Origin of the sequence: Modicisalibacter xianhensis, from assembly GCF_900113605.1 — a bacterium.
In the GTDB taxonomy this organism is placed as follows: Bacteria; Pseudomonadota; Gammaproteobacteria; order Pseudomonadales; family Halomonadaceae; genus Modicisalibacter; species Modicisalibacter xianhensis.
The window spans coordinates 258,443-270,770 of record NZ_FOPY01000001.1 but is presented as its reverse complement, the minus strand read 5'-3'; the positions used below and the strand labels follow the sequence as shown (position 1 = coordinate 270,770).

The window sequence follows — 12,328 nt, the reverse complement described above, 5'->3', positions numbered from 1 at the left end:
GCGAATTCTTTATTTTAGGTGTATGGCGTGCGCTAATGTTCGTTCAGGTATTGCCTCGCTGCCGGTAGAAGCGGAAGTCGGCAAAGTCGGCCACCTGATCCTTGGGGGTGCGCCACCCCTTGCCGTGACCACCGAAGAAGGTCGAGAACATCAGGCCATCGACATAAATGTCGTCATCACGACGGTAGATGATGTTGTGCTGCTCGAGGACCGGCTCGCCATCGATCCAGACCCGGGCGACACCGTTATCCCGACCGGGATCATTGAGGATGATTTCCTGTTCGACGGTGACCCATTCGCCGGTCGGAAAGGTCCAGCGGCCACGCCCCACCGACTGGCCATATTCCTCGTCCTTCACGACATATTCGTAGAGCTCGCCCTTGCCATCCTCACGCCACATGAAACGCATGGAAAAGCCTTTTTCGCCGTTGACCTCGTCGCCGCCGCTTGGGGCGTTGCCGCCGTACAGGCCGGGCAGTTTCCCGCCTTTGACGAAATCGAACCCTGGTTCGAAGCGCACCTTGTATTGCAGGCAGGCACGCTCGGCGCGGTGCAACTCGCCGATCGTCGCGTAGAACCCGGCGCCTCCTTCTCCCTGGTCGCTGGGCGCCGATGTGCCTTCAGGGTAATGAACTCGCAGCGCCGTTTCTCCCAGTCCGGCTTCCTGGGGGGAAATCACCTCGACGTTCTTTTCGGTGCCCCAGTCGTCATTGGTACCGTAGCCGAGGCGCACGGCCTCCTTGCCATCACGGGCGTAAGACGGTGGCGCAAGATCGGCCACCAGGTCATAGCGCATGGAGCAGGCAGCGACCTGAGGCGTGGAAAGCTGGATCTTGTCGTCCTTGTTGCCTTCGTCTGCTTGCGAGAGCAGGGGAGATGCCGCGAGAAGACTCGCGGCCAGTACCTTGAGGGAAACCCGACGCGTCGATCCTTGGCGAGTCGAGTCGATAAGTTGGTAGTCAGCGTGCAGTGTCGACATGTCGAACTCCTAGCTGTGTCTCTAACGGACGTCCTGGCGACGACGCTCAGGTCTCGCTCAGTGTCGTGGTGTCGTTTTCGACGCTCTCGTCCTTGCGCGCCGTAACGGTCGTTGCACTTCCGGCCTGGGCATTACCATCACTGGGTATGACTGACTCGCCGGAGGATTGAGCGGTTTCGGTGGTCTCGCTGACCTGGGTGCCGGAAGTGGAACTATCGCCAGGCAACACGGCCTCGATCAGGTCCGTTGCCTGCTGGTAGATGGCGCGACCACCCTGCCAAACCCATTCCGCCGTAGCATCGACCAGGGGAACTTCGGAGAAGCGCACATCGACGGGGACACCGACGGCACTGGCAGGAAGCGGTTCCTCGGGCACCAGCAGGACACTGGCGACGTTCTGCTGTTGACGTACCCATTTGGGGAAACCGGCACGCGGTTGGCTTTCCACGTCCAGAGCGATGGTACGCACCGTGGCCTCGATGGGCTCGGAGGCGTTGGGCAGGGCGATGTAGGCCTTCTGGTGCGGTTCGATCCGGGCGATGTCGCTCATGTGTACCAGCGCTTCCGCCATGACATCGTTGGGGCCGGTGCGCAACAGTGTCATGATGCGTTCGCTTTCGTTGATCCAGGTCCCGCCGGCACTACTGAGTGCCCAGGCCACCTGGCAATCGCAGGGGCTGTAGATGGTGTTGGCGGCAACGCGGGCTTCCAGGGCATCGATACGCGAACTTTCGAAGTCGCGGGCTGTCTCGAACTGCTCGATACGGGCCCGAGCGACTTCCGGCGACACGCTTTCATAGCTGGAGGGCTCGCCGCCGGATGGGCTCGTCGACTCGGGCATGGTGACATTGCTGTCGCCAGGTGCCTCGATCGCCTCGCGCATGTTCTCGATCAGCTGCTGGTTGTAGGTATACGATGCCTTGGCCAAGATCAGCTGGGTCTGCAGGTCGCTGTTGTTGACTTCGGTCAGCTTCTGGTCGCGCGTGACCTTGTCACCGGCCTGCAGGTCATGCTCGGCAAGAATGCCGGGCCCGGGGGCGCGAATGTCGACACGCGGAGCGGTCACCGCCGCAAAGCTGGGCTCGATGAGCATGAAGTTGCGATAGGCAGTGGCAGCGGCGACGGCGACGAGAGTCAGGCCGGCTAGGATCAGCAGCGAGTAGCGTCCCCAAGGTTTCTTGGGCTTGGTCGTCTGGGCGGCAGCGGCGCGGGTGTTTCGCTTGCGCGGAGTCTGGGGGTCTTCCTTCTCGACCAGGTCCTCGATGGCCGCATAGCGGCCACTGAGATGAGAGCGAATGACCCGGCGCAGCAACTCGCGATGGCGCTGGTCGATCTTGACGATTTCGAAGGCGATTTCGTGGCTGTTGCCCTTGCGCTCGGACTGGTTGCGCAGTGCGCGGGCCGTGACAGGCACGATCAATTCGGCAGCGCCCGCCATCAGCAGCAACGACATGGACGCGACACGGCCTTCTTCGAAGGGCTTGTCGCTGTGAATCGAGAATCCACCCAGCGACAGGTCGTGGCCCGGCAGACTGCGCCCATCTTCCAGCTTGACCTGGAAAGGGGCATCGATGCGGACGTGACGGCGCTCGTCACGACGCTCATGATTCAGTTGACCGCCCACGCCACTGTTCGACCCGGTGCCGGGTTGACTGCGCGTATTGCGTGAGTTGCCCAACGTGGGCTCGTTACGATTGTCAACGTTGGGGATATGCTCGTCGGCCATAGTGTCATTCTCCATTTACGTATCGACTGACCCGGGGTCGTCACGCCTCGGCGGAACGAAGCCTCACTTCCATGTTGGTCAGCGTTATGGGGCGCTCCTGGGTAACCAGGGTGCAGCTATCATCTTGTCCACACGTCATGCTGCCGATGTCACTCAGTGGACGGTCGCGTGAGTCACGGAGTCGCTCGGCAATCGCCGGGTCGACCAGCAGCGTCGTGGTCCGGTTGCCGTCATAACCCGACATGCTGGCGGCACGTATCGCCTCTAGCTTGGCCAACTCTTTCGGCAGGGTGGCATCCAGAAACATCTTCCCTGCAGGTAGCTGAACGTGGCCATCCATGGGCACATCGGCCAACGTCAGTGCGATCCAGTAACTGTCGCCATCCAGGTCTTCCCCGCTGGACAGCAGGCCGCTTTCGTCCTTGAGCACGGCGAGAGCCGTTCGGTCGGGTGGTGCCAGGACACCGACAGCGATGGCCAGTATCAGCAGCATGGTGCCGGCATAGACGCCATGGATGAGGTGGCCCATGCGCCGCTGGCGGCGTGCGGCCTTGGGATCGCTGGGCTCCCCGGCGGAGATGCCTTGACGGGACCATTTCTGTCGATTGAAGCGAAAGCTGACGTAAGTCTTCAGCAAGGCGCCACCGATCTGGTTGTAGTAGAGCAGGGGCACCCAGAGCAGGCTGAAGCGACCACGCTGCATGGCCAGTACGGTCGATGCGATGCTGCGGGTGAAGATGATCCACAGGGCATAGGCAAAGATGAACGACGGGCGCACGAACAGCGTCAGCAGAATCGCCACGGTCGGGCCGATCAGGGTCGTCCACATGGATAGTCGCTGATCGACCAGACTCCACCATGTGAACATGCCCATGGAGCGGGGGCCAAGAGAAATGGCCCGACCGCTGGTGCGTAGCATGTTGCCGAACCAGCGGCGCATCAGATCGATAGTGGATTTGAAGAAGCGATCACGATCGGGCAGTTCCTCGAAGCCGGATACATAGACATCCGGGATGTAGAGCATCTTCCAGTGATTCTTCATCAACCAGTACCAGGTCGACTTGTCATCACCGGACAGGAACTTGAAGTTGCCGAAGCGCCAGTGCTCTACATGATCGTTTTCGACCAGTTCGATGAATTCGGGGTCGGTCGCCAGTTCGGCGCGGAAAGCGCTGTAGCGGCCGGTGAGGACCAGCAGACGCTCGGAGATCGACATCGAGCTCATCACCAGGTGACGCTGGGCGTAGCGCAGGTCGTACCACTCTTTTGTGACATCGCCGCCATTGACGATGGCCCGATTGTTGGTGGTCAGTGCGCCCAGCTCATCGTTGGCGAGAAAGAAGGAAAGGGAATGCTCCAGGGTGCCTGGCTCGATCTGGATGTCGCCATCCATCGAGACCAGCAGCGAGCGGTGAGACGGCAGGCGGCGTGAAATGGCACGCAGCACTTCGGCCATGGCCGAACGCTTGCCGTCGCCTTTCTGGAACATGTAGCTGATCTCGATGTTGGTCGGCCAGCCGTTCTCGGCCATGACGTGCTCGATGACGTCGACATCGCTGCGATCGGAGATCGCGGCAAAGATAGTCGTAGGTACCCCGTAGGCATGCGCATCCCTTATCAGGGCATCGTAGACGGCAAAGCTCACTTCCGGCTCGATGCGAAAGGAGGTGCACAGGACGTAAAGATGATCGGGCTTTTCCACTGCGCCAACAGCGTCGGCCTGAGCGCGCAGTTCGGGAAAGACCTTGCGGTTGTACCAGACGGAGCGTATTGCCTGGACAAACCACCAGGAATATCGCCAGGCACCGATAATACCAATGGCGAGAATGAAGCTCTTGGATTCCGGCGAGAAGACCTCTGGGGGCAGCTCGAAGACCAGTACGATCAACAGCGCTGCACCAAACAGAAAGGTCGTCAACTCCGTGACCCAGCTGGCCCGGGTGGCATCGGATTGAAAGTTCTGCATGTCGAACCATCCTTGATCGCGACAGAGGGAAAACTCGGTTTTCCACGCGCCGATATCGACATCGTTGAGGTGTTGGCAGATGAAGTTCCAAACATCTGCATTACAGTTAATTGATTTAAGGGCTTCTTATCCCAAGCCATTAATCAAATAACAGTATGTCAAGGCAGTTAGTTACCTGACTCCTGACAGCGAGGGTCGCTCTGGCAACAAGAAATACGCAAGCCGCATACTACCCGACTGGGAGGTTCCATATCGAATCGGTCCGGCTTGCGTATCGTCACCATGGCAGGCCCTACCCGGAGGTAGCTAGGTCAGCCTTGCAATCAAGCGGTGCGCTTGAGCGATGACTCGCTCTGCGTGCGTGTGACGTCTCGCTTGAGCGAGTCGCCACGTCCCATGGCGTAGTAGAGGAAACCTGCTGATTTGACGGTTTCCGGGTCGAACAGGTTCCTGCCATCGACAATGACAGGCGTGCTCAACTTCTGTTTGAGATGATCGAAGTCGATGGCGCGGAACATCTTCCACTCTGTGCAGATGACCAGGGCATCGGCACCTTCGAGTGTATCGTCACGTTTCTCGGTGATGACCAGGTCGTTGCGCTCGCCATAGATACGGCGACACTCGGTGGCGGCTTCCGGATCGTAAGCCTGAACCTTGGCACCTGCTTCCCACAGGGCTTCCATCAGCGTACGGCTGGGGGCCTCGCGCATGTCGTCCGTGTTCGGCTTGAATGCCAGCCCCCACAGGGCGATGGTCTTGCCCTTGAGATCGCCATCGAAGGCCTGGGACAGTTTCTGGAACAGCTTACCTTTCTGACGCTTGTTGACGGCTTCGACGGCGTTCAGCAGTTCAGCATCGTAGCCGACATTTCCAGCAGTGCGCGCCAATGCCTGGACGTCCTTGGGGAAACAGGAGCCGCCGTAACCGCAACCGGGATAGATGAAGTGATAGCCGATACGAGGATCGCTACCGATACCGTGGCGAACCTGCTCGATATCGGCACCCAGGTTTTCCGCCAGATTGGCAACTTCGTTCATGAAGCTGATCTTGGTGGCAAGCATGGCGTTGGCAGCGTACTTGGTCAGTTCGGCGCTGCGTACGTCCATGAACATCAGCTTTTCGCGATTGCGGTTATAGGGAGCATAACACTCGCGCATCGCTTTCTTTACTGGCTCGGCATCAGTGCCGACGATAATGCGCGCTCCCTTGGAGAAGTCCTCGACCGCTGCGCCTTCCTTGAGGAATTCCGGGTTCGAGCAAACGTCGAAATCGATATCGGCCCCTCGCTCCTTGAGGGTGGCGCGGACGGTAGCGCTGACCTTGTCGGCCGTACCAACGGGAACGGTCGACTTGTCCACGATGATCTTGTACTCGTCCATGTGAGTGGCGATGGTTTCCGCCACCTTGAGCACGTATTTCAGATCGGCACTGCCATCTTCGTCGGGTGGAGTTCCGACAGCAATGAATTGCAGCTTGCCATACTTGACGGCTTTGGCAGCGTCGGTCGTGAACTGGAGGCGACCGGCTTCCATGTTCTGCTTGAGCATGGGCTCAAGACCGGGCTCGTAAATGGGGACTTCACCATTGTTGAGCCGGGCGATCTTGTCCTCATCGACATCGACGCACATCACGTCATGGCCAACATCCGCCAGACAGGTGCCTGTGACGAGACCAACATAGCCAGAACCGAAAATGGTGATTTTCATGAATACCACTCCTTGGTATTTGGGAGGTGAAACTGTTTTCTAACAGTGTTCGCTATCTATACCTGAGTCTACCGGCGAGGCGATCCTTTCTCGATAGGTGAAAACTCAAGGAATATAGAATCTTACAAGATTTTTGCAGCTGGTTTCAAAGCGTTTACGTTCGTGTGCTTGTCCAGAACTTTGTAGCTTAGCCTAGAGACCTTGGGTCCATGCGTCAAATGTCTTATTTAGACGACTTTCAAGCAGTCTAAGTGTCTCTTTATGGATACAATTCTGCTTTGCTGCGCTGCAGCTATGTAACAGAAAGGAAATGCTAGCCACGAGTGATAATCGTTATTGCCTATTTGATAACTAGAAAACCTCAATCGAGATGGCGCCTTCACAATGGTTTTAATGAGGACTAAAATGGTCCTCATTCTTTCGTTGGCTGGAGCGCAGGAATGCTAAAGCTGTCCAAGCTAACTGATTACGCCGCCGTGGTGATGGCGCAGATTGCCAGGCAGCCAGAGCAGTCATATGCCGCCACCGAGTTGGCAGAGGCGGTCAATCTGCCGCACCCCACGGTCAGCAAGACCTTGAAAATGCTGGTGCGTGCCGGCTTGTTGATCTCCCAGCGCGGAGTTCAGGGTGGTTATCGTCTGGCGCGTCCGGCCAATCAGATCACGGCGAGTGACATCATCGCTGCCATCGAAGGGCCTGTGGCCATGACTGATTGCAGTCATGCAGGCGGTGGGTGCGACCTGGCGGGCAGTTGTGGTGTCGCCGATAACTGGCAGCGCGTCTCTCTGGCGATTCGCACGCTGCTCGATAGCGTTACCCTGGCGCACCTGGCACAGACGACACCGATCAAGTTGCCAGTGCAGCTACCTATACAGAGCGTTTCTCTGGCCGCTTCGGCCGAGGGGTGAGCGCCGTCATTTGGCTTGAACAAGGGTCATCCATACAGGCCCGGAGGAAAAGACCATGGCTACCGAGGAAATGGAAAAGCTTGTCCGTCGCGAATATACCCAAGGGTTCGTGACTGACATCGAAAGCGACACCGTACCACCCGGCCTGGACGAGAGCGTGATCGCCTTCATCTCGCAAAAGAAGGGTGAGCCGGAATGGATGCTCGAATGGCGCCTCGATGCCTATCGGCAATGGCTCAAGATGAAGGAGCCGTCCTGGGCGCATCTCAACTATCCGCCTATCGATTATCAGGCGATTTCCTATTATAGCGCGCCGAAAAAGCCCGAAGACCGTCCGCAGAGCCTCGATGAGGTCGACCCCAAGCTGCTCGAGACCTATGAGAAGCTGGGCATTCCGCTGCATGAGCGCGCTGCGCTGGCCGGGGTTGCCGTCGATGCCGTATTCGACTCGGTCTCGGTGACCACCACCTTCAAGGAGAAGCTGGCCGAAGCCGGGGTCATCTTCTGCTCGATTTCCGAGGCGATGCGAGATTACCCGGAGTTGGTCAAGCAATACCTCGGCTCGGTGGTACCCAAGGGTGACAACTTCTTCGCCGCGCTCAACTCGGCAGTCTTCACCGACGGTTCGTTCGTCTACGTTCCCGAGGGCGTGACCTGTCCGATGGAGTTATCGACTTACTTCCGCATCAACGCTGCCAACACAGGCCAGTTCGAGCGCACCCTGATTATCTGCGACAAGCAGGCACAGGTTTCCTACCTGGAAGGCTGTACGGCACCCATGCGTGACGAGAACCAGTTGCATGCCGCCGTGGTCGAGTTGGTAGCGCTGGAAGATGCCTATATCAAGTATTCCACCGTACAGAACTGGTATCCCGGCGACGAACAGGGCCGGGGTGGGATCTACAACTTCGTCACCAAGCGTGCGGATTGCCGGGGCGATCGTTCCAAGGTGTCCTGGACCCAGGTCGAGACCGGCTCCGCCATCACCTGGAAGTATCCATCGTGCGTACTGCGCGGCAAGGACAGTGTCGGTGAGTTCTATTCCGTGGCGGTGACCAACGGTCGCCAGCAGGCGGATACCGGCACCAAGATGATCCATATCGGTGAAGGCACCAAGTCGACCATCGTGTCCAAGGGCATCGCAGCCGGCAACAGCGACCAGGCATACCGTGGCCTGGTGAAGATCGGGCCGCGGGCCAAGGGCGCGCGCAACTTTACCCAGTGTGATTCGCTGCTGATCGGCGACCGCTGTGGTGCACACACCTTCCCTTATCAGGAAATCGGTAACAGCAGTGCCACCGTCGAGCACGAGGCCACGACGTCGAAGATCGGCGAGGATCAGTTGTTCTACTGCCGTCAGCGCGGCATCTCCGAAGAAGACGCGGTGAACATGATCGTCAACGGTTTCTGCAAGGACGTCTTCCAGGAGTTGCCGATGGAGTTCGCCGTGGAGGCGGAGGCCTTGCTTAATGTGACGCTTGAAGGCGCCGTAGGTTAAAAAACGGCTGCGTAACGCCTGCACGGCGTTGGAAGCTGGTTCGAGATGTAAACTCCGCTTCTCTCTCCAGCTTCCGCCTTGTTCAGGCCTTGCTCGCTCGTTTTTCGAACAGTTTTAGTTCTAGAGAGGGCGCGCTGTCGGCCTCGCGAAACCAGAATTCAAAGGTGGCAACACATGCTCGAAGTCAAAGATCTGCACGTCTCGGTGGAAGGCAAGGAAATCCTCAAAGGGCTCAACCTGACCATCAATCCCGGTGAGGTACATGCGATCATGGGGCCCAACGGGGCAGGCAAGTCGACCCTGTCCGCGGTCATCGCCGGCAACGAAGGCTATGAGGTGACTTCAGGGACGATCACCTTCGAAGGGCAGGACGTGCTGGAGATGGAAATCGAGGAGCGCGCTCAGGCTGGCCTGCTGCTGGGCTTCCAGTATCCGGTCGAGATCCCTGGTGTGAAGAACGTCTATCTGCTCAAGGCCGCACTCAATGCCCAGCGCGAGGCGCGTGGCGAAGGCGAGATACCGGCGCCGGAGTTCATGAAGCTGGTCAGGGAAAAGCTCGCTTTCATGAAGATGGACAATAGCTTTTTGCAGCGCGCCGTCAACGAAGGTTTTTCGGGCGGCGAGAAAAAGCGCAACGAAATCCTTCAAATGCTGGTGTTGCAGCCCAAGCTGGCGATGCTCGACGAGATCGACTCCGGGCTCGATATCGACGCCATGAAGGTTGTGGCCGAGGGCGTGAATTCACTGCGCAGCGCCGAGCGCGCCATTCTCATGGTGACTCACTACCAGCGCCTGCTCGACTACATCGAGCCCGACTATGTCCATGTGCTGGTCGATGGCCGTATCGTCAAGTCCGGCGACAAGGACCTGGCGCTTGAGCTGGAATCTCGCGGCTACGAATGGGTAACGGAGGAATCTGCGGCATGAGTGCAGCCCAAACCTTTCTGAACCGTCTCGAGGAGCGCCTCAGCGAACGTCAGGCGGCTTCCTTGCCCGAGCCTACCTGGATTGCGGCACGCCGGCAGGCAGCCGCGGCACGCTTCGAGGCACTGGGGTTTCCGACTCGCCGTGACGAGGCGTGGAAGTACACCGATGTGCGCCGTATCGGTGAAGGTGACTTCGTGCTCGCACGTGACGCGGCCTTCTCCAAGGCAACAGCAGCGACCCTGACATTGCCGATCGAGGCCATTCGTCTGACGTTCGTCGATGGCCTGTTTTCTGCCGATCTCTCGGACTTGTCCGCCTTGCCGAGTGGCGCGACCGTCGAGCCGCTATCGCAGGCCCTGGCAAATAACCATGAAGCCGTCGGGGGCGCGCTGGGCCGCTTGAGCGGCGTGGAATTTTCTCCCTTCGCTGCGTTGAACACCGCCTTCACCGAAGAAGGGGCGGTGATTAGGCTGGCACCGGGCACGGTCGTCGAGCAGCCGATCGTGCTGCAATTCCTGTCGCGTGCCAACGAAGCCGCAGTCATGAGCCATCCGCGGGTGCTCATCGAAGCCGGCGCACGTAGCCAGGCTACGGTCGTCGAGCATTACGTGGGCGAAACCGACGCCGCCAACTTTACCAATGTGGTGGGGGAGGTGCTGCTCGATCGTGGCGCAATCCTGAAGCACTACAAGCTGCAGGAAGCCCCGTTGGGAGACCTGCATATCGCCAGCCTGCATGTCGATCAGGGACGCGACAGCCGTTTCACTTCCTTCAACGTCAACTTGGGCGGTGCATTGGTTCGCAATGATCTAGTGGCGGACCTCAACGCCCAGGGGGCTGAAGCCAGCTACTTGGGGCTGTTCTTCGCTCAGGGGCGTCAGCACGTCGATAACCATACGCTGGTCAACCACAATGCACCGATGACGTTCTCCAACGAGAACTACAAGGGTATTTTGGGTGATCGGGCGCGTGGCGTTTTCAACGGCAAGGTCATCGTCAAGCGCGACAGCCAGAAGATCGAGGCGTATCAAAGCAACGCCAACCTGCTTCTGTCCGACCGCGCCGAGATCGATGCCAAGCCCGAGCTGGAAATTTATGCCGATGATATCAAATGTTCTCATGGCACCACGACCGGCCAGCTCGACGAAAAGGCGGTCTTTGCCCTGCGCACGCGCGGCATCGATGAGCAGACGGCGCGTGGCCTGCTGACCCTCGCCTTTGCCGGCGAGGTCATGGAGCAGGTGGACGTGGATGCGATTGCCGAGCGGGTCGAACGTACCGTGGCAGGCAAGCTGCCCGAGCGTTTCAATCTGGCGGAGCTGGTCGATGCCTCGCTCAACGAGGTGCATGATGCCGGGCTTGGGGAGGAATGACGCATGACCGTGCTGGCCGACCCGACCCTTGACGTGGCAGCAGTGCGCAAGGATTTTCCGATCCTGGCGCGCCGGGTCCACGACAAGCCGCTCGTCTATCTCGACAATGCCGCGACGAGCCAGACGCCGCGGCAGGTCATCGAGACGCTGGATCATTATTACCGGCACTACAACGCCAACATTCATCGTGGGCTGCATACTCTGGCGGACGAGGCCACGGCGGCCTACGAGCAGGCTCGGGAGGTCGTGCGTGGCTTCATGGGCGCCGCCGAGCGGCGCGAGATCGTCTTCACGCGGGGCACGACTGAGGCCATCAATCTGGTGGCCAACAGTTGGGGGCGTACCCACCTCAAGCCCGGTGATGAAGTGCTGGTGTCCCAGCTTGAGCATCACTCCAATATCGTGCCCTGGCAGTTGCTGGCAGAACAGCTGGGTTTCCGCATCCGCATGATCCCGGTCGACGAGCGGGGCGCGCTGGACATGGCCGCCTATCGCGACCTGTTCAATGAGCGGACGCGTCTGGTGGCGGTCAACCACATCTCCAATGCCTTCGGCACCATCAATCCTGTCAGGGAAATGGCTGCCATCGCACATGAGCATGGGGCGTTGATTCTGGTCGATGGCGCGCAGGCCATTCCCCACGAGCCGGTCGATGTCCAGTCTATCGACGCCGACTTCTACGCCTTTTCTGGTCACAAGGTCTATGGACCGACGGGCGTGGGTGTACTTTACGGCAAGGCGGCACTGCTCGAGGCCATGCCGCCCTGGCAGGGTGGCGGCGAAATGATCAAGACGGTATCGTTCGATGCCGGAACGACCTATGCCGATATTCCCCATAAATTCGAAGCCGGCACGCCACCGATCGCCAATGTCATTGCCCTGGGGCGTGCCTTGGAGTGGGTCACGGACGTCGGTATCGCCCGGATAGGCGCCTGGGAGCAGCAACTGCTGTCTCACGCCAACGGGCGCCTGGCGGACATCGATGGGCTACGCATTCTGGGCACGGCGCCGCACAAGGCAGGTGTGATTTCCTTCGTGGTCGAAGGGGCGCATGCGCAGGACATCGGGCTCTTGATCGACCAGCTTGGCGTGGCGATTCGGACCGGTAATCACTGCGCGCAGCCGTTGCTGCACCACTTCGGTGTCGAGGCGACCTGCCGGGCATCGTTTGCCGCCTACAATACGCAAGAAGAAGTCGATACTTTCGTCGAGGCGCTTCAGCGCGTCGTGGCGATGGTTCGCTGA

Annotated in this window: 9 protein-coding genes; 5 read left to right on the top strand and 4 right to left on the bottom strand. The window is 59.3% G+C overall.

Going from position 1 to position 12,328, the window contains the following annotated elements:
- Positions 1-43: 43 nt before the first annotated feature.
- The 4 genes from BM194_RS01255 to BM194_RS01240 form a co-directional block, all read right to left on the bottom strand.
- On the bottom strand, positions 44-979 hold the full coding sequence (locus BM194_RS01255; protein ID WP_092842819.1) for a polysaccharide lyase: 936 nt from the start codon (positions 977-979) through the stop codon (positions 44-46).
- Between the two features lie 46 nt (positions 980-1,025).
- Complete coding sequence (locus tag BM194_RS01250) at positions 1,026-2,720, bottom strand: alginate biosynthesis protein Alg44 (protein ID WP_244890837.1); 1,695 nt, start codon at positions 2,718-2,720, stop codon at positions 1,026-1,028.
- Between the two features lie 25 nt (positions 2,721-2,745).
- Positions 2,746-4,671 carry a glycosyltransferase gene (locus tag BM194_RS01245; RefSeq protein ID WP_092842817.1) on the bottom strand — a complete coding sequence of 642 codons (1,926 nt, stop codon included), beginning with the start codon at positions 4,669-4,671 and terminating at the stop codon, positions 2,746-2,748.
- A 323-nt stretch (positions 4,672-4,994) separates the two neighbouring features.
- Positions 4,995-6,377, bottom strand: a complete 1,383-nt coding sequence (locus BM194_RS01240) for a UDP-glucose dehydrogenase family protein (protein WP_092842816.1) — start codon at positions 6,375-6,377, stop codon at positions 4,995-4,997.
- A 440-nt stretch (positions 6,378-6,817) separates the two neighbouring features.
- Here BM194_RS01240 and BM194_RS01235 point away from each other — a divergent pair, with 440 nt between their 5' ends.
- The 5 genes from BM194_RS01235 (at position 6,818) to BM194_RS01215 (ending at position 12,328) form a co-directional block, all read left to right on the top strand.
- Entirely contained in the window at positions 6,818-7,285 is a 468-nt protein-coding gene (locus tag BM194_RS01235) for an SUF system Fe-S cluster assembly regulator (RefSeq protein ID WP_092842815.1), read from the top strand.
- A gap of 55 nt (positions 7,286-7,340) precedes the next feature.
- Positions 7,341-8,783: a Fe-S cluster assembly protein SufB gene (sufB, locus tag BM194_RS01230; RefSeq protein WP_092842814.1), complete on the top strand. Its 1,443-nt coding sequence runs from the start codon at positions 7,341-7,343 to the stop codon at positions 8,781-8,783.
- A 174-nt stretch (positions 8,784-8,957) separates the two neighbouring features.
- Positions 8,958-9,710, top strand: a complete 753-nt coding sequence (gene sufC / locus BM194_RS01225) for a Fe-S cluster assembly ATPase SufC (RefSeq protein WP_092842813.1) — start codon at positions 8,958-8,960, stop codon at positions 9,708-9,710.
- The gene (gene sufD, locus BM194_RS01220) at positions 9,707-11,083 is read left to right on the top strand and encodes a Fe-S cluster assembly protein SufD (RefSeq protein ID WP_092842812.1); all 1,377 of its coding nucleotides are present in this window, start codon (positions 9,707-9,709) and stop codon (positions 11,081-11,083) included. Before sufC ends, sufD begins: the two co-directional genes overlap by 4 nt.
- A 3-nt stretch (positions 11,084-11,086) precedes the next feature.
- A complete protein-coding gene (locus BM194_RS01215; protein ID WP_092842811.1) occupies positions 11,087-12,328 on the top strand; it encodes a cysteine desulfurase in 1,242 nt (413 codons plus the stop codon).